The organism is Peribacillus sp. FSL R5-0717, from assembly GCF_038002945.1.
In the GTDB taxonomy this organism is placed as follows: Bacteria; Bacillota; Bacilli; order Bacillales; family DSM-1321; genus Peribacillus; species Peribacillus frigoritolerans.
The window spans coordinates 1-25,576 of record NZ_JBBOOF010000003.1; the positions used below are offsets into that span (position 1 = coordinate 1).

Genomic DNA, 25,576 nt, shown 5'->3' on the forward strand with positions numbered 1-25,576 from the left:
AAAGCATATCCTCTATGGGCATGCTTTTCTTTACCAATTCCAATTATCCGTATTATCTAAAAGTTGATCGATGTCAAATGTATCAAGATGGAATGGAACTGACTCTTCTGCTATCGCTTCAGTGGCTAACAATAATTGGTCGATATCAATAATGGCCAAAACAGTCCTCTCCCTTTTTTAATGGTCTTTACCCTCATTTTTAATACTTTAAACAATTCGTTCAAAAGAAATTTTATTAGAGGGTCATTTTACATTTGACATTTATTTAAGATGCAGTGAATCTTTTTCAGATCCTTCCGGAGAAAGCGTATGTATCAATTTAACCAGCTTATAAAAGGTCCCGCTGCAGATTGTTACCTCGGGCAGATTATGAAATATTGATTTTTTATTAATATGATAATTTTCTTTCTCAGGAGAATACACAATTATTTTCTTATTTAAAGATAAAGCATAGCCAAGCTCATATAGATTACCTTTTCCTGCCGTTAGGAAGATCAGCATGAAATCGGCTTCCTCTATCCCCTTTTTTTCATATTCTCCAATGTCGTCCGTTATTTGGTTTTTCTCATCATTCGTAATTAAATTCATGTCATTCACACAAGTAAATCCTTTTGAAGTCAATTTCTTGATCAATGATTTTACTTGCTTCAAATTTTTTTCGTCTGATGCTATATAATATTTCACACATACACCTCCAAAATATATAACTATTGATACTTTTTACCTATGTTACCTATACTATACATATTCGTTATAAAGAACGCAATATCCTTTCCCCAAAAATAAAAAATATTTAAGCGGGAATTTTTAGCGAAACTAAAAACCATCATTCCTTTTACAGGTAATGATGGTTTTTTACATTTTAATAAGTGCACTATTATCACCAACGACTTCAGCTTACTAAAAAAATAATATAGTATGTACTGTTCTGTCATTCCGGGTTACAAATTCAAGAAATCCAAAATAAAAACCTTGTCCATTAACCGGCAAGGTTTTTTTTATTTTTCATATGTGATATTTTCTATTTCAATTCTGAAGGGTGCAGCCTCGCATATATTAATTCCCCGATCCAGATTCACCTTTTCCATTTCGCTTGCATCCGGGATTGTTTTTTTATCGTGTATAAAATGTTCGACCATGGATTCCAACAGTTCTTGAGCACAAGCTAAGGCATCTAACCGATTCCTGCCGCTAACGGAAGAAATAATTCCTTCTCGCCTAAAATCCGGGAAACAAACTTGAACGGAAAAAGAGTCGACAATCAAAGGGTGCTTTTCATAATAGAATACAGCTGGGTACTCAAAGATTTGAATGGTCAAAATATCATCCCTTCATACAATATTTAGATATTTATAATAATTATAACATGAATTTCCATTTTATATAGGTTTAAATTACTTTTCTTTGTTTGTCAAGTTAATACTTACATTCAATAGGTTGATATGTCCGTATTGACTACGAAATAAAAAAACACCATGAAAATCAAAATCATGAGAACATTTAAGATTATTCCAATAATACTGCACACTTTTCCAGCTGTCACTAAACCATTTCCAGATTCACCAGTAAGGTTCATTTCTTGTTTACTCTTCGATGAAAATATTAACCCTAAAATACCTAATATGATGCCAATGATTGGAATAAACAGGGATAATACCCCCATGATCAATGATACAATCGCTTTGCTATTGCTTCTTTTAATTTCCGACATATTTTCCACCTTCTTTCTTCCTTTATATATACGGTTATTAAAAGCAAAAGATTCATTTTTTGTGTACTCATTCATCACTATTATTCCATTTGATTAAGAAGTCCGCTCCCTTTCCGCCGACTGTATGCCATTCCTTCTCGGCACAAGCGCCTGCGGGGTCTCGGCTAGCCAGGTATTCGGCTGGAGTGTCGCAGATTTCTTCCATTTATTAAGGATTACAGTTATAAAATCATGAAGGATAACCTAGTCCTAAACTCGGTTCGAATGAGTTCAGCCTATGGTTTCTTCTTAAAATAACATTCCAGTTAATTTCAGAAATCCGCTCCCTTTCCGCCGACTGTCTGCCAAGTCTCCTCGGCACAAGCGCCTGTGGGGTCTCGGCTAGCCAGTTATTCGAGTGGAGTATCGTATATCTATTCAATCCATTAAGGATTACAGTATAAAACCATGAAGGATAACTTAGTTTCAACTTGTTTGGCATGAGTTCAGCCTACGGTTTCTTCTTAAAATAACATTCCGGTTAATTCCAGAAGTCCGCTCCCTTTCCGCCGACTGTATGGATCATGGAGTATAAACAAGTTTTAAAACAAGGGTGAGGGTGAGACACTTCCGAATCTTCTAGACAAATAGAAAACGACTCATTTCTGAGCCGTTTTTTTAGGTGCGTTTCAATTCAAGTCTCTGGGCTACCAAAGAAAGGCTATAGTTAACTATGAAATACATGAGAGCTACCAGGATCAAAATCGGTATTAAATACTTTTGACTTTGTCCATATATGATTTGACCATGATGGGTCAGCTCCGGCAAAGAGATGACAACCGCTAAAGAGGTATCCTTTAATAAAGAAATGAATTGGCTGACAATGGGAGGAACCATGCGGCGCAGCGCTTGGGGCAGAATAATATGTATCAATGCCTGTGTATAGCTCAAACCTGATGAACGGGCAGCTTCCATTTGGCCTTTATCAATGGATTTCAGTCCACTTCGAATGACTTCAGAAAGCATGGCTGACTCAAAAATTGTCAAGGCAACGATGGCTGCTGGAATGATTTCCAGTTTAATCCGTATCTCCGGCAAAGCAAAATACGTAAAAAATATGATTAATAACAGAGGTAAATTACGTACCGTTTCTACAATCAAAGCTAGTATTTGTGATAACACCGGCACTTTTGCGTATCGGATTATACCTACAAGCCCGCCAATAATGAAACTTAGAATAATGGATATAAAAGCTACCTGGAGCGTTACCCAAAATCCTTCTAATAAAAACTTAAGATTATCTGGTGTATAGGCACCTGCAAAATCCATATCTTATACCTCCCTCAATTACTCTTAGCAAGACGTTTTTCCAAATAACCAACGCCAAAGCTTAAAGGAATGGTAAGAATTAAGTAAAAAGCTGCAACGAAAATGTACACATCAAACACGACAAATGTCCTTGAAGAAATCAAATCCCCGTGGTACATAAGATCGAGTCCTGCAACGACGGCCAAAATGGAAGAATTCTTTACTAAATTGATAAATTGGTTCCCTAAAGGAGGAATGACTATTTTAACGGCCTGCGGCAGTATGACGAGCCTCATGGCCTGCCCATATGTCAGGCCTGATGAACGGGCAGCTTCCATTTGACCCTTAGGCACGGAGAGTATGCCTGCCCGAATTGCCTCAGCTATGAAAGATGAAGTGTAAATGGTCAAGGCTAATGTCCCTGCATATAGACCGCTTAGTTTAAGACCAAGAAAGAAGAAAAAGGTAATGATCAATAACGGTATGTTCCGAATAAACTCGACATAGGCGGTACCCAGCCAGTTTAGTGGCTTTATTGGCGCAATCCGCATGATGGCAATTAGCACACCAAGAATCAAACTCGATACCAACGCGACCAAACTCGACATGATCGTATTTTTAAAGCCTAATAAATACATATCCAGATTCTCTGTTAAAATGGAGAAATCAAGCACGGCATACAACTCCTTTAACTAGTAAGGATGAGCAAAACGCTCATCCTCACAGACAAATGTTCAAATGTTATTCAAGGTCAGCTGCCCATATACATTTGCTAAAATGTTTAGTGTTTAATCCATTTATCATGGATTTCGTCGTACTTGCCTGAATCTTTAAGTGACTTAAGGGCTTTATTCAACTCTTCCACAAATTCAGAATTCCCTTTTTTTACGGCAATTCCATATGGCTCTTCGGTAAATGTACCGCCAACAAGCTCATAACTTGGATCTTCATCTGCCATTCCATAAAGGATGGAATCATCCGTTGTCAATGCATCCCCTTGTCCGGATTTAAGTGCAGCGAACGCTTCGGAATAGTTTTCAAATTCCAGCACTTGTGCTTCAGGAGCTTTTTCACGGATATTTATGGAAGAAGTAGAGCCCTTGACAGCCAATACCTTTTTCCCTTTCAAACTATCAATACCCTTGATATCGCTGCCCTTTTTGACTAACAAAGATTGTCCCGCGTCGAAGTAAACATCAGTGAAGTCAACTTCTTTTTTACGATCTTCCGTGATTGTCATAGTTGCTACAATTGCGTCGATATCACCATTATTCAATAAGGCCATCCTAGTTTTAGAAGTCACTTCTTTAAATTCAACTTTATTCTCATCACCAAGGATTTCTGCTGCAAGAGCTTTGGCAATATCAATATCAAAGCCTTCTACCTCTCCAGTACTAGGATTCTTCAAACCGAATAGCCTTGTATCATTTTTCACCCCAAAAACGATCTTATCCTTTTCCTTCACTTGTGCTAGAACATCTTCTTCTTTGCCTTTACCTCCACCCTCTTCAGCTTTGTCGGTATCATTCCCCCCGCCGCAACCAGCTAATAAAATGACGGCCAGTAATGATAGCAAAGATAATTTTAACCATTTCTTTTTCTTCAACATGTAATTCACCCCTGTTTTTTATTTAATGATTTAATATACGGCTAAGGAATAAACGAGCCCTCTCTTCACGAGGATTGGCGTAAAACTCAGCCGGAGTTGCCTCTTCTAAAACCCTGCCTTCGTCCATGAATACGATTCGATCCGCCACTTCACGGGCAAATCCCATTTCGTGCGTAACAACCACCATCGTCATTCCTTCATGGGCAAGTGCTTTCATAACATCCAGTACCTCGCCAATCATTTCCGGATCCAAGGCTGAGGTAGGTTCATCAAAAAGCATGATTTCCGGTCCCATTGCCAAACCTCTGGCAATCGCTACCCGTTGCTGCTGTCCACCTGAAAGCTGGGAAGGAAATGAATTTGCTTTATCTCCAATCCCCACTTTGTCCAAATACTTGAGTGCAATCTTTTTTGCTTCCTCTTCGGATTGTCCCAAGACCTTCCTGGGAGCAAGCATGATATTCTCGAGCACGGTTTTATGGGGATACAAGTGAAAATGCTGGAAAACCATACCGATATTCCGACGGAGTTTGTTTATGTCCGTCTTTTTATCCGCTACATTTAAACCATTTATTGAAAGGGATCCTTGCGAAATGGTCTCTAGACGATTAATGCATCGAAGCAGTGTACTTTTTCCTGATCCGGAAGGTCCGATGACCACTACCACTTCCCCTTTCTTGATTGTTAGATTAATTTCTTTCAATACATGGAAATCGCCATAATACTTATTCACTCGGTCAAAAACTATCATAATTAGCACCCCGCCCATAATCAATCTTCGAAACTGAATATTTATAATAATCAGAATTATAAAAGCGTACTATAACATTCTCTTAACTCGATTCATATCTTATGTATAATCCTTTCTTCCAATATTATTTCCCAATATTTCGATAGTGTTAGGGAAGCGACCATTTTTATTGTTATTTTAAACTAGTAATTTAAATAATATATTCAATATTCACATTTTTTATTATATATAATATTTCTTAAAATTACCATATAAACTTTAAATTGTTAAAAACGTTATCATATTTCATGATATTATTGCTATATTCCATATAAATGTTAAATTTTAACTTATTTCCCCGTGGAAAAATTCCCTCTTTTTGTAAAAAATCATTCATTTCCCGAAAGCTGAATACGCTTTTAATAATACAAAAAGACAGCATTTGCTGTCTTTTCGTATTATTCCTTTATCGCATCTTCAAATGGTGCTGAATACAAACCCCTTGGCGCCAGCATATCCGTATCTGATTCATGAATTTCCCCATTGTGGGTATATGGACCTGCTGGAAAAAAATCAAACAAATCACTTTCCTTATGTATGATCAAGAAATAATCGTATAAATCATCCATAAGTTCCTGATGTTCATCTATTTTCATGATTTCACCACATTCATCAATTTCAAAGTTTTCATTAATCGCAGCTTGAAGTTCCTCATTATTTGAATACGCGATATAAAAATCGACATCACCGCACTCCATGCATAGCAAGAGTTTTTCTTCCAGTGCTTCTTCAAAGGTTTTCAGGACGATTTCCTTTAGTATGGCATCAATCTTTCCAGGATTAATCAATTTAATTTTAGTCTGGAACACAAAACCCCTCCAATCAAATACTGGCATTAAAATACCAAACGCCAGTTTAATAAGCTACTCTTTAATATTAAAATGAAATTGTTGAAATCATTTTTTCATCAACACCTAAATAAAGGCCATAAGTTCATGTACCGCGATGGGTACCCAGCCCAAGATTTGGTCATCAAGGGCAATGCCTATCATTAGGCCGGATCTCGTTTATTGGATAGGAAACGTCCGATTCGTGTTTATAATAAGTTTGCCCACATAATTAGAATCATAATCTTCTATAATACAAAGAAAAAGATGATGGGAAGCGTAATCAGGCTTAATGATGTACTGATGAATGTAGCACTTGAAACGAATTCTGGCTCCGTATTGAATTGGAGCGCATACATTGTAGTGTTGGCCGCCGTTGGCATGGCAGCTACGATGATCATGATATGCCTGACCATTTCACCCACTGGCAAGGTAAGTGATAATAGGAAGGCAATTGCTGGTGAAACGGCAAGTTTAAGAAGTAGCGAAACTGATAGCTTTCGATAGGCAATTTTTTTCAGGGAAATGTTGGCCAGCTGCATTCCCAGTGTAATCATGATTGTTGGGATCGCTGCGTTTGCAACAAGATTAATAGCTTCCATAACCGAATTGCTTAAAGGTATGTTCACGAACTGAAAGGCTGTTCCCGCAATAGCTCCATAAACAATTGGCATTCGACATACCGCTTTAATTGCTGTTTGAACTCCGTTTCCTTCAGGACTGCCCTTTGCTGCAAAATAAATGCCGATTGTGCACATCACTAACTGCTGTCCCACCATAAGGATGATTGCATAATCGAGTCCCGCGGCTCCGAATAACAGGAAAATGACGGGTGTACCGTAATTCCCGTTATTCATGAATGCCGATGCCAATATCATGCCGCTTGTTTCAGTGACTGTATAATTGCGAAAAAAAGATATAATGTAGACTACCAGTATGAGAGAAAGGCAAAGTACTATCGTGAATAAGAACAGGTAAAAATAATTAATCGTAAATTCTGCGGAATAAAAAGTCCGGAACACGAGAAAAGGTGACATTAAATATAATGCCATCGTGGAAATCGATTTTGTATCAAGATTAAACTTTTTCTGACCAATGAAACCTAAAACAAATATACCGAATATCGGTAATAGTACTCCCAAAAAACCCATGCATATCACCTTCATAATTCTAATGATTTTCTTCTAACAATATCAGTTTTATAATTATTTGTAAAAATTCTTTTAAATCCTTTCGACCGCACGTCATAAAATTGATTTTTCTTTATTTTCAGAAAACGATATTCTGTTTCCCCAGACATATGGTATATTGTTTATTATATTTACGTTAAAAAACGTAACATTAACACTTTTTGGTTATTAATATATGAAGGGGTGTTTTTTAGTGGATGTAAAATTCATGGAAATGGCTGTTCGGCTTGCAAATGAAAATGTACTGGCTAAGAACGGAGGTCCTTTTGGTGCTATAATCGTAAAAAATGGCAAAGTCGTGGGCAGAGGATGTAATAATGTGACAACGGCCAACGATCCAACTGCTCACGCCGAGGTACAGGCGATTCGTGATGCATGCAGGAATCTCGACAGCTTCCAGCTTACAGATTGTGAAATTTACACTAGCTGCGAACCATGCCCCATGTGCATCGGTGCTATTTATTGGGCACGTCCAAAAGCCATTTATTACGCATGCACTAAAGAAGACGCTGCAGTTATTGGCTTTGATGATCACTTTATCTATCAAGAACTTGCCCTGCCAATGGAAAACCGCACAATTAAAATGAAACAATTGTCTTTTAATGACCATGACTTACCATTCCGAACATGGGAAACCAATACGGAAAAAGTGAAATATTAACTGGTTTTTATGGCCAAAGGGGTTATGAATATGAAAAAAAACTTGCTTAAAAGGAGAATTGACGTTGCATCAGGAAGAACACCTGCAGATTGCGTCATTAAGAACGGGCAAATCATAGATGTATTCAATGGTGATATCTATACTGGCGACATTGCGATCGCCGATGGTTATTTTGCTGGAATTGGGCATTATGAGGGTACTTCGGAAATCGATGCTTCAGGAAAATTCGTATGCCCTTCCTTCATTGATGGCCATGTTCATATAGAATCCTCGATGGTCAGGCCTTATGAACTTGCAAAAATCCTCCTTTTACATGGTGTGACCTGCATCGTTGCAGATCCTCATGAAATTGCCAATGTTTCTGGAAAAAAGGGCATGGAATATATGATTGAACAATCCGATCAACTTCCTTTTGATTTTTACTTCATGATGCCCTCTTGTGTACCTGCTACGGAGTTTGAACATTCTGGTGCTGTCTTAAGAAGTGAAGATTTAATTTCCTTTTATCAAAACCCGAGAGTGCTTGGTTTAGCCGAAGTAATGAATTTCCCTGCCGTTTCACATACAGATGAAGATATGCTGCAAAAAATATACGATGCAAATAGACTGGGCAAAAGTATCGATGGCCATGCAGCTGGATTATCCCAGCAACAGCTCGATGTTTATCTAAGTGCAGGCATTAAAACAGATCATGAATGCACTACAGCGGAAGAGGCAAAAGAAAGACTGCGTAAAGGAATGTATCTTATGATCAGGGAAGGCACCGTCGCCAAAGACTTAATTAACCTGATTCCAGTAATTAATGAGAAGAACTCCCGCCGTTGTTTATTCGTCACCGATGACCGGCACCTAGATGATATAGTTTCTGAAGGAAGTATCGATCACAACGTTCGACTTTCCATAGAAACAGGTGTCCCGCCAATTACCGCCATTCAAATGGCGACCATTAATGCAGCAGAATGCTTTGGATTAAAGGAACATGGTGCAATTGCACCTGGATACAAGGCAGACTTCCTACTACTGGATGATCTTGATTCAGTCATCCTCCATTCGGTCTTCAAAGATGGAAAGCTTATGGTACAAAATAATCGATTGCTTAACTATCCAGCTGATGAGAAACAGGTTATTACCGACGGGTTGAAGCACTCTGTTCAATTTCATGAAATAACCGGAGATGATTTCGCGATACCTTTTAAAAATGAGTTCGCTAATATTATTGAGATAACTCCAAACAGCTTGATTACAAAGCATTCGATTGAACCGGTCACACTTAATCATGATGGTCTATTTCAGTTCTCCGAACATGTTGATCATCTAAAACTTGCTGTTATTGAACGGCATCATATGACCAAACAAGTGGGCCTGGGAATCGTCAAAGGGCTCGGGTTGAAATCAGGAGCCATTGCCACGACAGTAGCCCATGATTCACATAATTTGATCATTGCCGGAACGAATGACGAGGATATGATTCTGGCAGCTAAGGAAATCAAAAAAATGCAGGGTGGATTGACTGTAATCCAAAAAGGGGAAATACTAGCTTCCCTTCCCCTTCCAATAGCTGGATTGATGAGTGAATGCAATTATATGGATGTGGTCCATTCATTGAAGCACATCGATAAAGCCTTATTGAAACTTGATGCTAACAGGCATTTCAACCCTTTTCTTACACTTGCCTTCTTGGCGCTACCTGTCATCCCTGAAATCAAACTGACGGATCAGGGTTTATTTTCCGTTTCTGAGTTTAGGCATATACCCATCGAAGCTTCAAAGCCAGTCGATTTAAATTAACCCGCTAGGCGGGTTTTTTTTCTTATCACCCAAAAAAATTCTAAAAGAAAAAGGTTCCGACTCAACATAAAATGGGAAAAGGATATATGCGCATCATCTATGTTAAAATAAAAATAAACACAATTCTTTCTTGGAGGAGATAAATATGGCAAAACATGATCAACAGAACATCATTGGATACATAGGCACTTACACAAAAGGAAACAGCGAAGGTATTTACCGATTTACTTTAGATACAGCAGAAGGAAAGCTCAGTACACCGGTACTTGCAGCAGAATTGACCGATCCGACTTATGTCGCCATCAGCCAGGACAAAAAGAATCTCTACGCCATTTTAAAAGAAGCGGGCAGCGGTGGAGTTTCAGCCTATTCGATTAATGAAGATTCAGGTGAGCTTACCTTCTTAGGCAAACAACTTACACCAAATGGCTCTTCCTGCCATATAAGTGTCGACAGCAAGAAACAGGTTTTGGTCACTTCCAGTTATGGAGAAGGCGTGATTGAATCATATCCGCTTCATGACGATGCGACACCTTTGCCTGTATCATCAACTGTTCAACATGAAGGCCATGGACCGAATGAAGAACGTCAGGAAAAAGCACACACTCACTTCGCTGGTTTCACGCCGGATGAAAGGTTCATTGCTGTTGTCGACCTCGGAATAGATAAAGTAATAACCTATAAACTACATAATGGGGTTTTGGAAGAAGTAAACAGCTTATCTGTTGCTCCCGGCAGCGGACCACGGCATCTGACCTTCCACCCAAACGGTAAATTTGCGTATGTCATGGCAGAACTTGTACCAGAAGTGATTGTTTTGAGCTTCGATAGTCAAACCGGTAGTTTTTCTGAATTGCAAACGGTACGGACCGTCCCGGAAGATTTCAAGGAAAATAACCAAGGAAGCGCCATTCATATTTCTGATGACGGGCGATTCATATATGCCGCAAACCGCGGACATGATAGTATTGCCGTTTACGAAATCAATCAAGAAACAGGCAAACTGGCATTCGTGCAGCTGGTTTCCACCGAAGGACATTGGCCGCGTGATTTTTCATTGGACCCTAGTGGAAAATTTCTGATCGCTTCTAATGAACAATCAGGAAACTTGACACTATATGCCCGGAATGAACATGACGGAAAATTAACATTATTGCAAAAGGATGTTCAAGTTCCCTTCCCTGTTTGCGTAAAATTCTTATAATCCATAATAAAAGAGGATTGAAGCTTTCACTGCAGCTTCAATCCTCTTTTTTATGCCTTACTTTAATTCCAATTATCTGCCATTTCGGGAAAATCTATATACGGGTTACGATTACCCTGCATTTCATGTATAGCGAGGTTTCTATGTTTTTCATAAGTGCTGACGGGAAAAAGCCGATGCCATTCCAAAAGCAGTGCCAGGTCGATATTGCCGCTATCGATGATTCCCTCATATCTGAGTAAAAAATACAAAGTTGCCCTCGCCACGATCCCTTTTCCGTATTCGGGCTCGAATTTACTTTCGTCTGATTTCCCGCAACCCGCTTTTATACCGGCAGCCGATCTTTCAGGGATATAATCCTCAAAATCATGGTATGGATAGTTACTCCGGCTGCTATTACACGTTGGTTCACAGGCGAACAGATGATGCAAATCCCCCCTCATCGGTTCTTTTTTATCGAACCATGATTGAGGTACTACATGTTCACAATTAACGAGAATATTCTCCGAATTTGTTGATTCAATACCTCTTGACAACACTTCCAGTATACGGATATCTTCCTCAATCACTTGTGCAGGATCCATCCCTTTACCGGAATACAGACTTTTCAGCTGGCCATTTTCCTGTAAGTCCACCCATGGGTAAACATGACGATGCGGTGAGTAGTTCAGCTGGTTTTTATGGGTTGCCACAAGTAGGTCCTTCAATCCTTCCCGGTCCAAGGAACCATCTTTGTAGTATGCCAGCTTAAGTTCCTTATCTTTGGTTTCATCATAGTATTCGCGGTTTTCATTGAAGTTGACTAGTGCAGCCATTGCCATTTCCCGTTCTTTTTCAAGTACTTCAAAACTATACTTCATCCACTCATCCCCCCGCTACTATTAAAAACCTAACTTTTACCATAATTAAAGTTTAATAGAAATAGACCGAAAAAAAAAGGTGCTTTAGAAGGGTCTAACGAAGAATTTCAATAAAATGGGTAAGGATTTTCGCTGTCATTCCCCAGATTACCCGACCATTATATAAGTAAAAATACTCTTCCATCTGTTTTGGCTGCCATTTATAATTCTCCCCGCCAACGACTAAATCATGGGGGAAGTTTGCATGCGGTTCCACTTTATATTCCACATGATAAATTTCTGGCGGTTTTTCCATGAAAAAGGAAAGCGGGACCGTAAAAATGGTTTCTACCTCAGCTGGATTAGGTATTATCCGTTGATGGTTACGAACAAATCCTGCATAAGGATAGACAATCATCCCGAATGGAGATACCAAATAATCGATCGGAAAGACGTTTTCGATATCTTCTTTTCGCAAATTAAGTTCCTCATATGTTTCCCTTAGGGCAGCAGCCTGTTCATCATGATCCAGCTTGTCTATTTTCCCGCCCGGAAAACATATATCCCCCGGCTGCCTCCTCAGTTTGTGTGAACGCTCTTCGAAAAGAACATGAATTCCATCTTCTTTCTCTATTAGCGGTACCAATACAGCATACTTTGAAAAATTCCCACTCCCTAAAATTTCAGGGATATGTAATGTTAATTTTTTTGTTATATCTTTATTATTCATGTCCCTCACCTCTTCTGCCGGATAATATAGATATTCTATCACTAATCCTTATCATTCCATTTTCGAACATCCGCTATAACTAAGCAAGGAAAACGATTCCAAAATATCGCCTTTAATTTCTACTAGATTCCTTTACCTCTTATTCTTCCTTGATCATAAACAAAAGCACCGTTCAAAGTTCCGAACGGCGCTAAAACTGACGTATCAGCCTCATTTAAAAAGCAAGTTATGTGTATCAACAGGCAAATGCGTAAAATTGTTGAATATTCAGTTTTTTCATTTTATTTTCATAGTTCAGCTAACGTTCGCTTTAACGTCGCTATGATGAATGCAAAATCCTCTTCAGTTATACTAAGTGGGGGAGCAAGAGTCAGGATATTATTGAAACCTGCTACTGTATCGCCATTTTTCCCTATGATCAGCCCCTTTTCTTTGCATGAAGCAATGACTTTATTGATTTTGGAAAGTTCGATCGGCTGTTTGGTCAGTTTATCTTCCACTAGTTCAATGCCTACCAACAAACCCTTCCCGCGTACATCCCCAACATTGGGATGAGATTTGATTTCTTCAAACTCTTGCAGAAAGCGTAGTCCTAACTCCTTGGACCGTTCTATTAGTTTTTCATTTTTATATATTTCAATATTCTTCAAAGCGACGGCACAGGCAGCAGGATTGCCGCCAAATGTATTTACATGCCGAAAACGGTCATAAACGTCTGAGCCAATATACGCTTCATAAATTTCGCGCTTGACGGCTGTAGCGGATAATGGCAAATAAGCGCTCGTGATTCCTTTAGCCATTGTTACGATGTCTGGTTTGACATCATAGTTCATAAATCCAAATTTCTTACCAGTACGGCCGAACCCGCAAATGACCTCATCCGAAATGAGAAGGACACCATTTTTCTCACAAATTTCTTTGACACGTTTCATATATCCATCGGGCGGCATCAAAATTCCGCCCCCGGTGATGATTGGTTCCATGATGACCGCAGCCACCGTTTCGCTCAGCTCCCATGTAATGGTACGTTCAATTTCCGCTGCACTTTTTTCACCGCTTTCATCCTCTGGATTTCGGTAAGAATCTGGCGGTGATACATGAAGAAACCCTGGGGCGAGAGGTTCGTATTTATATTTTCGCTGTGCCTGCCCGGTAGCTGACAGGGCTCCCATTGAATTGCCATGATAGCCGCGATAACGCGAAATGAATTTATAGCGTCCATGTTCACCCTTTTGCTGATGATACTGCCGCGCAATTTTAAAGGCCGCCTCATTGGCTTCTGAACCGCTGTTAGAGAAGAAAATCACATAATCCCCACCAAGCCATTCATTTAATTTCTCCGCTAGCTTAATAGCCGGGATGTGGCTATTCGTTAAAGGGGCATATGGAAGTTCCTTCAGCTGCTCGTAAGCTGCTTCAGCCAGTTCCGTGCGGCCATAACCGACGTTGACACACCATAAACCAGACATTCCATCCAGGAAGCGATTCCCATCAACATCCGTTATCCATGCTCCTTGCCCGTTTTTAATCACCATTGCACCAGGGGTGGGTTCAGCCCCTTTCATATGATGCCACACATATTTACCATCCATCGCTTTAAGATCCTGACCCTGTTTTTCAACCTGCATAAGCTACACTCCTCCTAAAATAATGTATAAAGGAAGGCCGACCACAAATTGCGCCGACCCCCTTTTTCCTATCAGTATCTTGCCGTTAACATTTTCTTTCTGGTATAAAATTCCACGCCATCTTTCCCATTGGCATGAAGGTCCCCATAAAACGAACTTTTATATCCGGAAAATGGAAAGAATGCCATTGGCGCGGGTACCCCAAGGTTAATGCCAAGCATCCCTGCATCAATTTCTTCGCGAAATTCCCGGATGGCTTTTGCACTATCCGTATAGAGGCAGGCACCATTGGCAAATTCGGATTGATTGGTCAATTCAATTGCTTCTTCAAGAGTATTAACTCGTACTATGGATAAGACAGGAGCAAAAATTTCATCACTCCATATTTTCATGTTTGTTTTTACATGATCAAATAATGTCGGTCCAACGTAATAGCCTTTTTCCTGATCGCCTTCATTCCTGCCATCACGAAGGAGGACAGCTCCTTCTTTTTCCCCGATTTCAATATATTGTTCTGTTCTTTTTTTATGAGTATCACGGATTACAGGTCCCAGGAAAACGTCTTTATCCATTCCATTTCCAATCTTGATGTTATCTGCTGCAGCCTTTAATTTCTCAACGAGCGTATCTCCCACTTCTCCCACCGCAACAACCACTGACGCAGCCATGCAGCGCTCGCCTGCAGATCCGAAAGCTGCATTCGTTATGTTCGTTACGGCATTATCCAAATCTGCATCAGGCATGACGATCGAATGATTTTTCGCACCCGACAAAGCCTGGACACGTTTTTTATTGGCAGCTGCCGTTTTGTATACATACTCTGCGACAGGCTGGGATCCCACAAATGATACCGCTTTAATGTCTTCATGCTCCAAAATCCCATTCACGACATCGTGGGCACCATGGACAATATTGACAACACCATCCGGAACACCGGCTTCTGTCAATAATTCCACGAGACGGTTGGCCAAAAGCGGTGTCCGTTCTGAAGGTTTTAAGATAAACGTATTTCCACAAGCTATTGCCAGCGGGAACATCCAACATGGCACCATCATCGGGAAATTAAACGGCGTAATCCCGGCAACGACACCCATTGGATAACGATACATGCCAGATTCAATGCCTGGGGAAATATCAGGAAGCTGACTTCCCATCATCAAGGTAGGGGCACCTGCTGCGAACTCCACGCATTCAATCCCACGCTGAACCTCTCCATATGCTTCTGTATAGCTTTTTCCGTTTTCCATAGTGACCAGCTTTGCAAGCTCATCCCAGTGTTCAATCAGTAATTGCTGGTAACGGAATAAGAAGCGAGCTCTTTTTGGAACGGCGACCTTTTTCCATTCTTTATACGCCTTTTTAGCAACCTCCACCGCTTGGTTTACATCTTCCCTTGTTGAAAGGGGTACGATTGCCAATGCTTCTCCTGTTGCCGGGTTAGGCACTTGTTCATGTTTCGAAGTTGTGGAATCAACCCATTTGCCACCGATATAATTTTTCAACGTTTCTACTTCATTGATAACTGTCATTAAATAAACCCTCCATTTCAACACGATTTCATAGTTTCATTATATTTTTCAAAACGACTTTTTACATTAGACGTTTTGTATAGTTTTTGATTCAATATTTGCACATATTGTTTGTTTCTGGCTTTCCACCATAATCAACAACAGAAATTCACGATTTCGCAAACGATGTATATTTTTCTTATACTTTCCCTTTAATCAGCTGACTACGCGGCCATCATTTTATAATGGAATATAGCTTTAGATCTTGATGCTTCCCCTTGACGAACATTCCTTTTCTGATGATTCCCTCAAAAGACATACCAGCCTTTTGCATGACTCGCTCTGAACCTGAATTTTCAACGAAGCACCTTGCTTGTATTCGAACTAGGTTCATATTTTCGAAGCCAAAGGCGATTATCTTTTGGGCTGCCTCCGTCATCAAGCCACTCCCCCAATATTCTGGTGCAAGCACATACCCTATTTCCGCACGATGATGGTCAACCTGCCATGAAACAAAATCAATGGTACCAATCAACTTACCGCTTTCCTTGTGTTCTATGCCCCATGGAGCGATTTTCTTATCCTCATAATTTTGAAGTATAAATCGGATAAAATCTTTTGTATCACTTAGGGAACGATGGGCTTCCCATGTGACGTAACGGGAAACTTCATTGTTGGATGCATAAGCGAACATGTCTTCGGCATCATTCATGGTGACTTTCCTCATGATCAATCGTTTTGATTCCAGGGCAGGCAGCTGTCCATATATCTCTTTCACGTTCATGATTACACCCCATTCCATTGATTATTAGTATTATAGCAAGATTGGTAAGCAATCGCCTTCCCAATTGAAATATTATCGAAACTTACGTATAATTCAGAAAAAATATCCAGGAGGATAATTATGCCAAAAAGAAAACTAATAATAAGCCAAAATTTGAATGAAATCTTATTACAGAAGATCCAAGAATTGATTCCCGAGTGGACTGTTATCACCGGGAGATCCCAGGAAAAATGGAGAGATCATATCGCCGATGCAGAAGTCATCGCAGGCTGGAAAGCGGAAATGTCTGTATCGATTGCTGCAAGCGATGTTAAATGGATCCAGACATGGAGTGCAGGAGTGAATGCTTTACCCCTGGACAATTTAGAACAAAAGAATGTTCAGATTACAACTGCAAACGGCGTTCATGCGTATCCCATTTCAGAGACAATTTTCGCGTTAATGCTTGCCTTAACAAGAAAAGTAGATACATATATTAAGCAACAGCAGACAAGGATCTGGCATCACGCACATATGAAGCAGGAAATTCATGAAAAGACCATCGGAATCATCGGTGTCGGGAAAATCGGAAAGGAAACCGCAAAAATTGCCAAGGCTTTTGGCATGACCGTATTAGGGATGCGCCATTCCGGTAAATCAGAAGAATTCGTAGATGAGATGTTCACACAAAAACAATTGATTGATCTTCTTCCTAGGTGTGATTATATTGTCGTGACATTACCATTGACCCCAGAAACAAGGAATATGTTCGGTAAAAACGAATTCAAGTTAATGAAGCGCTCCGCATTTTTCATTAATATAGGAAGGGGAAACCTGGTCATTCAAAACGAATTGATTCAAGCGCTTAAGGACAAAGATATTGCAGGTGCTGGTCTTGATGTGTTTGAAACGGAGCCACTTCCTGAGAATAGCCCTTTATGGGAGTTGAACAACGTAATCATCACGCCGCACACATCCGGAAATACGGAATTTTACGACCAAAGGCTAATTCAGGATATTTTCATCCCTAATTTAAAGGACTATCTAAATGGTAAAACACCTTCAACAAATTTACTTGATTACAAAAAAGGGTATTAAGAATTGTTCATTTTCTGTATACATTAATAATCTTTCCTTGTTAGCTTGCAGATTCCGACATTATCTGTTATATTTAAAAAGAATTATTTTTGTTCGGGAAGATTGATAAGTGAAAAACTTTTCGTCTAATGATTGAGCAAGGGTAGTAACACAATGTGTGGATTCACACTAGGAGGCAACAACAATGGAACAAGGTAAAGTAAAATGGTTTAACGCAGAAAAAGGATTTGGCTTCATCGAACGCGAAAACGGAGACGATGTATTCGTACATTTCTCAGCTATCCAAAGCGAAGGATTCAAATCATTAGACGAAGGTCAAGAAGTTACTTTTGAAGTTGAGCAAGGTCAACGTGGACCCCAAGCTACTAACGTTCAAAAAGCATAATTTTAAATACAATATATAACGGACCCTACTTGTAGGGTCTGTTTTTTTTGATCAAAAAAAACAATCATAAAAAAACCCTATTCACAGGGAATAGGGAACATGAAACAAGTTTAGTAAATGGTAAACCTAGTATAACACACTAAGAAAAGAAACCCTAATTTATCCGAAAAGTAAAAATTATCAAGCACTTCCGAAGCCCTCGATATCGACCTTACCATTCATTCATTTCTTATCCGCTTCATATGTTCGATCCGTTCCCCACGGATAAAACGGAGGCATATCCGTGCTGCTTTTCATTTTGAAATCGGCTTTCCTTTTTTCGAGAAAAGCTTCAATTCCTTCTAGTGCATCAGCTTGTTTTCCGGTCCAATGAATCATTTTCGATTCTATTTTGTGTGATTCAACAGGATGGTTCGCACCGAGCATGGACCACATTAACTGCCGGGATAGCGTCACAGAGACGGAAGATGTATTTTCCGCAATGTCTGTCGCAATCTCCATTGCTGCAGACATCAATTCTTCTGGCTCGACGATCTTATTTACCAGCCTTCCCTCATATGCTTCACTGGCCGTAATCATCCTGCCGGTAAAAATCCATTCGGAAGCTTTGCCCATTCCGACAAGTCTAGGCAAGAACCAGCCGCTGCATGCCTCCATCGTTATCCCCCGCCTTGCAAATACAAAACCCATCTTTGCATCTGTTGAAGCAATTCTAATGTCCATGGGCAAAGTCATTGTTATCCCAATCCCGACTGCCGCTCCATTAATGGCTGCTATCATAGGTTTCTTCATCTCAAAAATCCGTAATGACAACATTCCTCCTGCATCGCGATATTCAACCAAAGGAGTGTGATCCATAAACGTTTCTGCACCTTTTTCCAAATCCATTCCAGCACAAAAAGCATCCCCAGCGCCAGTTAATATGACGGCTCTTACGTCATCATTTTCATCCGCTTCATTAAAAGCGTGAATCATCTCCTCACACATCTTTTCATTGAAAGCATTCAATCTCTCTGGACGATTAAGAGTAACAATCATGACACGATCGACGATCTCACTAGTTATCGTGGAATACAATAACAGTCCCTCCTTCTCTCACAAATTGAAACATTCAACAGAATTTTATATTTACATATAATTACATTTTATATGTTTTAATTTCAGATTCCTAGTTTTTTATTTTGACATGCTGATAAATAATTTGATAATCGTTTCTATTCTAAAAATATTTTACATAAATGTGTAAAAAAAGACCAGTCGCAAATGCAACTGGTTTTTTTGTTTACCAATATAAATGACAAGCAACGAAATGCCCTGGTTTTTGTTCTTTCCATTCAGGTACAGCACTGGAGCATATCTCCATCGCCTTAGGGCAGCGCGTCCGAAATACACAGCCGCTCGGCGGATTGATCGGACTTGGTACATCGCCTTTAAGGACGATCCTTTCCCGTTTAATAGTCGGGTCTGGTATCGGCACTGCGGATAGCAAGGCCTGTGTGTATGGGTGTAGCGGATCTTTCGTTAAAGAATCACTATCCGAAAGTTCCATCATTCTTCCAAGGTACATGACTAAAATGCGATCTGAAATATACTTGACCATCGATAAATCATGCGCGATGAATAAATAAGTCAATCCCATTTCTTTTTGCAGTTCTTTTAATAAGTTGACCACTTGGGCCTGTATCGAAACATCCAAGGCAGAGATTGGTTCATCACAAACGATGAATTTAGGATTTAAAGCCAATGCCCTTGCAATTCCAATACGCTGGCGCTGTCCGCCACTGAATTCATGCGGAAAACGAGTGATATGTTCCGGACTTAAACCAACCAGCTTTAATAGGTCTTCCACCCGTTTTCTTCGCTCTTTACCTTTTGATATCCCATGAATGGCAAGTGGTTCCCCAATCAATTCCTCCACCTTCATCCTTGGGTTCAAGGATGCGTAAGGATCTTGGAAAATCATTTGTATTTCACGGCGGATATGTGACATTTCCCCAGGTTTGTAATCGAAAATATTTTTCCCCTGAAAAAGAACTTCTCCATCTGTCGGTTCATATAATCGAGTGATTGTACGACCTGCAGTCGACTTACCGCAACCGCTTTCCCCAACAAGACCGACAGTTTCCCCTGGATAGATTTTGAGATCCAAACCATCTACCGCTTTCAGCGATTGAGAACCGATAGGAAAATGCTTCTTCAGATTCTTTATTTCAACAAGAGGAGAATTTTCGTTGTATGTCTTTTCTTTTACGGCCTTATTTTTCAGTGAAACCATTGGTTCTCCTCCTTTATACGTTAGTCGGTGCTTGTACCTGTGCTGCCTTGGCCATCGGGTGGTGCAGCCAGCATGCGGCTGTCTGACCTTCGTCCACTACTTCAAGCTCCGGATCATGGTCTTTGCACACTTTCATTGCTGATTCACATCTTGGGTAAAATGGGCATCCTTTTGGCGGATCCAATAAATCAGGTGGTGATCCGATAATCGGAACCAACGGAGCCGTTTTTTCCATATCCAGCCTCGGTACCGTTTTAAGCAAACCTCTTGTATAAGGATGCTGCGGGTTTGAAAATATAGCCTCTACCGTACCCGTCTCCACTACCTTGCCTGCATACATGACGACTACCCGTTCACAAGTTTCCGCAACCACACCTAAATCATGAGTGATTAAAATGATGGAAGTATCCATTCTTCGTTGGATATCTTTCATCAGTTCCAAAATTTGCGCTTGTATCGTTACATCCAATGCAGTTGTAGGTTCATCGGCAATCAGTAATTTCGGTTCACAAGCAAGGGCCATCGCTATCATTGCCCTTTGGCGCATACCACCTGAAAACTCATGCGGATATTGCTGCATCCTTTTTCCCGGCTGTGGAATACCTACTAGTTTCAGTGTTTCCAACGCCCGTTCGTATGCATCATTTCGGGACATATTTTTATTATGCTTTAAAATGCCTTCCATGATCTGGCTGCCGATTTTTGTCGTTGGATTGAGCGAAGTCATCGGATCCTGGAAAATCATGCTGATTTCATTCCCGCGAATCCTCTGCATTTCCTTTTCACTCATTTTAAGAAGGTCTTTACCGCCAAAGTTTATCGACCCTTTTCCATACTCTGCCGGGGGTGTTTCCAATAATCTCATGATAGATTTCGCTGTAACACTTTTGCCGCATCCGGACTCCCCAACAATCGCAACGGCTTCCCCCTTTTTCACGCCAAAGTTCACACCGCGAACCGCTTGCACTTTACCTGCATAAGTATGGAAGGTGATTTGTAAATCGTTGACTTCTAATAGGTTCTCCATCATCGTCCCTCCTATTCTAGTAATATCAATTCATTATGTTAGGACTCATTTATTTCCGTAGTTTTGGATCTAAGGCATCCTGCAATCCGTCACCAGCCACATTGAACGCGAACATCGTTAAGGAAATCAATATTGCCGGGATTAACAGTTGATAGAAATTCCCTACCAGAATGCTTCCCAGTGCATCACTTGTCAATGTTCCCCAGCTTGCCTGAGGTGCCGGAACTCCCAGTCCCAAAAAGCTAAGTGTAGCTTCGGCAAAAATGGCAGTAGGTACAGTCAACGTTAAATTGACAAGGATCGGTCCCATTGTATTTGGAATCATGTGTTTTCTTAAAGTCCAGCTCGTATTGGCTCCAGAGATTGTTGCAGCATGGATATATTCATTCTCTTTCAGTTGTAAAACCTGGCCCCGTACCAGTCGCGCCATCGGAATCCACCCCGTAATCGACATCGCAATGATGATCGGCAGAATACCAGGTTTTAATACGACCATCATTAAGATAACCATCAATAGGTATGGAATCGCATAGATTACCTCAGCGATACGCATCATGATATTATCCGTGCGTCCACCGCGAATGGCAGAAATCCCGCCATAAAGGACACCAATTAAAAAGTCGATCAGCGCTGCCATCAATCCAATGAACAAGGATATCCTTGCACCATACCAAGCTCGCGTAAATAGATCCCTTCCTGATGAATCCGTTCCAAACCAATGCTCGCTATTTGGGCTAAGATTCTTTTTATCGAAATCTTGTCCATAATAAGTATATCCGTTAATGTACGGACCAAAAATCGCCATCAAGACCAAGAGGATTATAAGAATAAACCCCGTCATCGCCAGCTTATTTTCTTTAAATCGACGCCAGACGTCAGACCAATATGAAACTGTAGGTCTTGCTATTTTTTCAGCTTCCTTAAAGTTGCCTTCGGCGGGTTGGAACATATCTTCGGTTAAATGCACTTTATCTGCCATTATTTCTTCTCTCCCGTCACTTTAATTCTAGGATCAATCAACGTATAGGCTATATCAACGATGAATATCAATAAAATAAGCACCGCACTATACACAATTGTGGAACCAAGAATCACCGGGTAGTCCCTGTTGGATATTCCCTTTACGAACATATCTCCCATGCCAGGAATACCAAAAATACGTTCAATGATGAAGCTTCCTGTCACGATATTAGCCGTAAGGATGCCCAGAACCGTGATAATCGGCAATAACGCATTCCGAATCGCATGTTTGATTATGACACCGCTCCGTTTCAATCCTTTGGCTTTTGCTGTCAAAATGTAATCCTGCCCCATTACTTCAAGCATGCTTGTCCGCATCAGTCTCGCGATGAAAGCAAGCGGCATCATGGAAAGGGCAATGGATGGTAAAATGGTATGCTGCCATGTCGCCCATGTAGCAACAGGAAATATATTCCATTTAATTGCAAAGTAATTGATTAAAATAGTCGCCAGGATAAAGTTAGGAACGGAAATCCCTACGATGGCAATGATCATTGATAAATAGTCGGGCCATTTATTTCTTTTCAGTGATGCCACGACACCCAAAATGAGGCCAAAGAAGATGGCAATCACCAAAGCTTGTGCCCCTAAGTGCAATGACACCGGAAACCCCTTCAAAATGTAATCATTCACGGAAATGGATGAAGATTTCAATGAAGGACCAAAATCAAATTGAACGACTTCCAATAAATAATTCCCATATTGGGTCAACAACGGCTTGTCCAATCCATAGTGGACTTGAAGGTTTTCATAAACAGCAGGAGGCATGGCTCCTTCTTTTGCAAATGGATTTCCCGGAATCGTATGCATTATGATGAACGTTAATGTAATAACAGCCCATAAAGTAATAATCGCCCATTTAAAACGGTTTAATGTATATCTCAACATGGTAATCACCCCAATCATCGATTTTCTAAGAAGTTGAAAACGGAAATGAATGCATGAAATATTCAAATTCGCAATTGAAAAATGGGGTATGTCCTTAATCGGACATACCTCCCATTTCACTATTATCCTTCTATTATTTTTTATCCGCGTAAATAAAGTTCGGATAAGCGTTAATTGGAGCATAAACTCCAGTAACATTCGATTTAACCATATATGGTTTTGTATAGAAGTAAACCGGAAGGATCGGCATTTCGTCAATCATGACTTTCTCTGCTTTATGCAAAGCATCCATGCGTTCTTTTGGATCCATTGTAGATTTTGCTTCTTTTAATAAATTATCATATTCTTTGTTCGACCAACCTGCATCATTATAGGCGCCGTCCGTTTCCCAAAGCATGAATGTCATCGGGTCAACATAGTCACCAACCCATCCTGCACGGGAAATTTCAAAGTCACCAGCTTTTTCACGGTCAAGCTTAACTTGGAATTCCGCATTTTCAAGTGTCACTTCAACACCCAGGTTATCACGCCACATTCCTTGAACCGCTTCAGCAATTTTCTTGTGTGAATCTAAAGTGTTATACAAAATTGAAAACTCAGGTAATTCTTTCATGCCTTCTTCAGCAAGTCCTTCTTTTAACAATTTCTTAGCTTCGGTAACATCTTCCTTAAATAGGTTACCTGTATTTTCCTGGAAATCTCCAGATGCATCGGGAATACCCGGAGGGACTACGCCGAAAGCAGGCTTTTGTCCGCCTTGAGCAACATTTTCGGTGATTTTTTGACGCTCGATAGCCATTGAAAGCGCTTTCCTTACTTTAGCATTATTAAAAGGTTTCACTTCTGTATTAAAGTTGTAATAGTAAACGGCAAGTTCTTTGCCCATTTTGAATTCTTTATCATCAGAATTGACCATTTGACCTTGAATATCCACTGGCAGTGGATAAGCGAGGTCCAATTCGCCACTCTGATACATTTGCCATGCTGTATTTTCATCTTCAATTAGAGCAAAGTTAACCGCATCCAATTTGATTTTATCTTTATCGTAGTAATTTTCATTCTTTTCGATTTTCAGGCTTTCTTTATGTTTCCATTCCGTTAATTTGAACGGCCCGTTTGAAACGTGAGTTTTTGCATCCAAAGCCCATTTTGGATTTTCTTCCTGTACCTTTTTATTGATTGGATAGAAAGTATAGAAAGAAGTCAAGTCAAGGAAATATGGTGTAGGCTGTTCCAAAGTAACGACTAATGTATGTTCGTCTGTCGCTTTAACCCCTACGTCCTCTTCCTTCCCTTTCTTACTGTTGTATGCTTCCCCGCCTTTAAGATAATAAAGTTGGTAAGCATAATCTGCAGCCGTTTCCGGTTTCAAAGCATATTTCCAAGCGTATTCGAAATCATTGGCTGTAAGCGGATCTCCATTTGACCATTTCAAACCATCTTTCAATTTGAATGTCCAAGTTAATCCATCTTCACTGATTTCCCATGATTCTGCAGAACCAGGGACGATTTTGCCTTCCTCTGTTTTCTTTGTCAGCCCCTCGAACGTATGTTCAAGGATCCATGATTCATGAGTACCTTGAGCATTTGCAGGGTGAAGCGAACCAGGTTCACTCGAATTGTTTACGTTTAATACTTTTGATCCGGATGAGTCACCCGAGCCCCCTTCTTTTTCATTCGAAGTTTCCTTCGAACCGCCGTTGCATGCCGCAAGCATAAGCATGATGGCCATAAGAAGAGCAAGCACTGAAAATTTAGACTTTTTCAAAAAATATTCCCCCTCATCTTTAATCTTTCTTAGAATATTCCCATTTAAGAGATTATCCTTCTAACACCTATTAATCTTCCGTATAGTACATATAATGATTGCGAGGAAAAGCAGAAGCATTCATTGCAGGAATTCACCAAAAACAATTAGCGAACCGTTTGCATAAATCTTAATTTCTACCTAAAAAAAGCAATTAATGCAGTTTACTAGGTATAAAATCACCTTTTTTTCACCTCGCCAAGGATACTATACCTCGAATTAAAGATGTTGAATTTTAAGTATATTACGAATAAACCAAAAAATCAATAAACCGGTGAGTACTTTTTCACAATATAGTAATTAATTGCTAATCAATTCGATCTAGATACTAGGTAAATAGAAATGATCACCTAAAAGGACTTCCGACTTCCAGGTGTTTTTACAAACCCTTCTAAATCAGTATTCATATAGGTTCTCTTGTCTATTTATTTCTCAATATTCTAATAATTCACATCAGGTTGATTACTAAGACAACTTTCCTAGCAAACCATCCCCTCTCAAATAATATATTTTAGCAGAATAATGCATTACTTGATTAAAA

Annotated in this window: 26 protein-coding genes; 5 read left to right on the top strand and 21 right to left on the bottom strand. The window is 40.0% G+C overall.

Features of this window, described 5'->3' with window-relative positions:
• Nucleotides 1-30: 30 nt before the first annotated feature.
• The 10 genes from NYE65_RS26585 to NYE65_RS26630 all read right to left on the bottom strand — a co-directional run bounded on the left by NYE65_RS26585 (nt 31) and on the right by NYE65_RS26630 (nt 7,375).
• Nucleotides 31-159: a hypothetical protein gene (locus NYE65_RS26585; RefSeq protein WP_255256757.1), complete on the bottom strand. Its 129-nt coding sequence runs from the start codon at nt 157-159 to the stop codon at nt 31-33.
• A gap of 102 nt (nt 160-261) precedes the next feature.
• Nucleotides 262-711: a nucleoside 2-deoxyribosyltransferase gene (locus tag NYE65_RS26590; RefSeq protein ID WP_340862319.1), complete on the bottom strand. Its 450-nt coding sequence runs from the start codon at nt 709-711 to the stop codon at nt 262-264.
• A 287-nt stretch (nt 712-998) separates the two neighbouring features.
• A complete protein-coding gene (locus NYE65_RS26595) occupies nt 999-1,319 on the bottom strand; it encodes a type II toxin-antitoxin system HicB family antitoxin (RefSeq protein WP_328178101.1) in 321 nt (106 codons plus the stop codon).
• 110 nt (nt 1,320-1,429) lie between these two features.
• Entirely contained in the window at nt 1,430-1,711 is a 282-nt protein-coding gene (locus NYE65_RS26600; RefSeq protein ID WP_340862267.1) for a DUF4190 domain-containing protein, read from the bottom strand.
• Between the two features lie 657 nt (nt 1,712-2,368).
• Nucleotides 2,369-3,019: an amino acid ABC transporter permease gene (locus tag NYE65_RS26605; RefSeq protein ID WP_034307000.1), complete on the bottom strand. Its 651-nt coding sequence runs from the start codon at nt 3,017-3,019 to the stop codon at nt 2,369-2,371.
• A gap of 14 nt (nt 3,020-3,033) precedes the next feature.
• Nucleotides 3,034-3,672, bottom strand: coding sequence for an amino acid ABC transporter permease (locus tag NYE65_RS26610; RefSeq protein WP_057277535.1), 639 nt, complete (start codon nt 3,670-3,672; stop codon nt 3,034-3,036).
• Nucleotides 3,673-3,779: 107 nt separating this feature from the next.
• Nucleotides 3,780-4,607 (bottom strand): transporter substrate-binding domain-containing protein, encoded by an 828-nt coding sequence (locus NYE65_RS26615; RefSeq protein ID WP_053535158.1) that lies wholly within the window; start codon nt 4,605-4,607, stop codon nt 3,780-3,782.
• 22 nt (nt 4,608-4,629) lie between these two features.
• A complete protein-coding gene (locus tag NYE65_RS26620) occupies nt 4,630-5,358 on the bottom strand; it encodes an amino acid ABC transporter ATP-binding protein (protein WP_034307008.1) in 729 nt (242 codons plus the stop codon).
• A gap of 437 nt (nt 5,359-5,795) precedes the next feature.
• Nucleotides 5,796-6,206 (bottom strand): hypothetical protein, encoded by a 411-nt coding sequence (locus tag NYE65_RS26625; protein WP_340862268.1) that lies wholly within the window; start codon nt 6,204-6,206, stop codon nt 5,796-5,798.
• A 266-nt stretch (nt 6,207-6,472) separates the two neighbouring features.
• Nucleotides 6,473-7,375, bottom strand: a complete 903-nt coding sequence (locus NYE65_RS26630) for an AEC family transporter (protein ID WP_328178102.1) — start codon at nt 7,373-7,375, stop codon at nt 6,473-6,475.
• Between the two features lie 214 nt (nt 7,376-7,589).
• On the opposite strand from NYE65_RS26630, the gene NYE65_RS26635 reads away from it, so the two are divergent.
• The 3 genes from NYE65_RS26635 (at nt 7,590) to NYE65_RS26645 (ending at nt 11,067) form a co-directional block, all read left to right on the top strand.
• Nucleotides 7,590-8,075 carry a nucleoside deaminase gene (locus NYE65_RS26635; RefSeq protein WP_328178103.1) on the top strand — a complete coding sequence of 162 codons (486 nt, stop codon included), beginning with the start codon at nt 7,590-7,592 and terminating at the stop codon, nt 8,073-8,075.
• 24 nt (nt 8,076-8,099) lie between these two features.
• Entirely contained in the window at nt 8,100-9,863 is a 1,764-nt protein-coding gene (gene ade, locus NYE65_RS26640) for an adenine deaminase (RefSeq protein ID WP_340862269.1), read from the top strand.
• Nucleotides 9,864-10,008: 145 nt separating this feature from the next.
• The gene (locus NYE65_RS26645) at nt 10,009-11,067 is read left to right on the top strand and encodes a lactonase family protein (RefSeq protein WP_328178105.1); all 1,059 of its coding nucleotides are present in this window, start codon (nt 10,009-10,011) and stop codon (nt 11,065-11,067) included.
• 62 nt (nt 11,068-11,129) lie between these two features.
• Here the strand turns inward: NYE65_RS26645 and NYE65_RS26650 are convergent, their stop codons facing one another.
• The 5 genes from NYE65_RS26650 to NYE65_RS26670 all read right to left on the bottom strand — a co-directional run bounded on the left by NYE65_RS26650 (nt 11,130) and on the right by NYE65_RS26670 (nt 16,556).
• Nucleotides 11,130-11,927, bottom strand: a complete 798-nt coding sequence (locus NYE65_RS26650; protein WP_340862270.1) for an endonuclease I family protein — start codon at nt 11,925-11,927, stop codon at nt 11,130-11,132.
• 94 nt (nt 11,928-12,021) lie between these two features.
• Nucleotides 12,022-12,636, bottom strand: a complete 615-nt coding sequence (locus tag NYE65_RS26655) for an NUDIX hydrolase (RefSeq protein ID WP_340862271.1) — start codon at nt 12,634-12,636, stop codon at nt 12,022-12,024.
• Nucleotides 12,637-12,923: 287 nt separating this feature from the next.
• Nucleotides 12,924-14,264 carry an aspartate aminotransferase family protein gene (locus NYE65_RS26660; protein WP_340862272.1) on the bottom strand — a complete coding sequence of 447 codons (1,341 nt, stop codon included), beginning with the start codon at nt 14,262-14,264 and terminating at the stop codon, nt 12,924-12,926.
• 71 nt (nt 14,265-14,335) lie between these two features.
• On the bottom strand, nt 14,336-15,793 hold the full coding sequence (locus NYE65_RS26665) for a CoA-acylating methylmalonate-semialdehyde dehydrogenase (RefSeq protein ID WP_340862273.1): 1,458 nt from the start codon (nt 15,791-15,793) through the stop codon (nt 14,336-14,338).
• Between the two features lie 214 nt (nt 15,794-16,007).
• Nucleotides 16,008-16,556, bottom strand: coding sequence for a GNAT family N-acetyltransferase (locus NYE65_RS26670; RefSeq protein ID WP_057277525.1), 549 nt, complete (start codon nt 16,554-16,556; stop codon nt 16,008-16,010).
• 120 nt (nt 16,557-16,676) lie between these two features.
• Here NYE65_RS26670 and NYE65_RS26675 point away from each other — a divergent pair, with 120 nt between their 5' ends.
• Both NYE65_RS26675 and NYE65_RS26680 read left to right on the top strand, forming a co-directional pair.
• Nucleotides 16,677-17,633: a D-2-hydroxyacid dehydrogenase gene (locus NYE65_RS26675; protein WP_340862274.1), complete on the top strand. Its 957-nt coding sequence runs from the start codon at nt 16,677-16,679 to the stop codon at nt 17,631-17,633.
• A gap of 184 nt (nt 17,634-17,817) precedes the next feature.
• On the top strand, nt 17,818-18,018 hold the full coding sequence (locus NYE65_RS26680) for a cold-shock protein (RefSeq protein WP_029714163.1): 201 nt from the start codon (nt 17,818-17,820) through the stop codon (nt 18,016-18,018).
• 222 nt (nt 18,019-18,240) lie between these two features.
• Here NYE65_RS26680 and NYE65_RS26685 read toward each other — a convergent pair whose 3' ends face one another.
• The 6 genes from NYE65_RS26685 to NYE65_RS26710 form a co-directional block, all read right to left on the bottom strand.
• Complete coding sequence (locus NYE65_RS26685) at nt 18,241-19,095, bottom strand: crotonase/enoyl-CoA hydratase family protein (protein ID WP_340862275.1); 855 nt, start codon at nt 19,093-19,095, stop codon at nt 18,241-18,243.
• A gap of 205 nt (nt 19,096-19,300) precedes the next feature.
• The gene (locus NYE65_RS26690) at nt 19,301-20,293 is read right to left on the bottom strand and encodes an ABC transporter ATP-binding protein (RefSeq protein WP_048679436.1); all 993 of its coding nucleotides are present in this window, start codon (nt 20,291-20,293) and stop codon (nt 19,301-19,303) included.
• 13 nt (nt 20,294-20,306) lie between these two features.
• The gene (locus NYE65_RS26695) at nt 20,307-21,320 is read right to left on the bottom strand and encodes an ABC transporter ATP-binding protein (protein ID WP_340862276.1); all 1,014 of its coding nucleotides are present in this window, start codon (nt 21,318-21,320) and stop codon (nt 20,307-20,309) included.
• Between the two features lie 49 nt (nt 21,321-21,369).
• Nucleotides 21,370-22,299, bottom strand: coding sequence for an ABC transporter permease (locus tag NYE65_RS26700; RefSeq protein WP_340862277.1), 930 nt, complete (start codon nt 22,297-22,299; stop codon nt 21,370-21,372).
• Nucleotides 22,299-23,228: an ABC transporter permease gene (locus NYE65_RS26705; RefSeq protein ID WP_034311122.1), complete on the bottom strand. Its 930-nt coding sequence runs from the start codon at nt 23,226-23,228 to the stop codon at nt 22,299-22,301. Before NYE65_RS26705 ends, NYE65_RS26700 begins: the two co-directional genes overlap by 1 nt.
• A gap of 133 nt (nt 23,229-23,361) precedes the next feature.
• A complete protein-coding gene (locus tag NYE65_RS26710) occupies nt 23,362-24,996 on the bottom strand; it encodes a peptide ABC transporter substrate-binding protein (RefSeq protein ID WP_034307043.1) in 1,635 nt (544 codons plus the stop codon).
• Nucleotides 24,997-25,576: the final 580 nt, after the last annotated feature.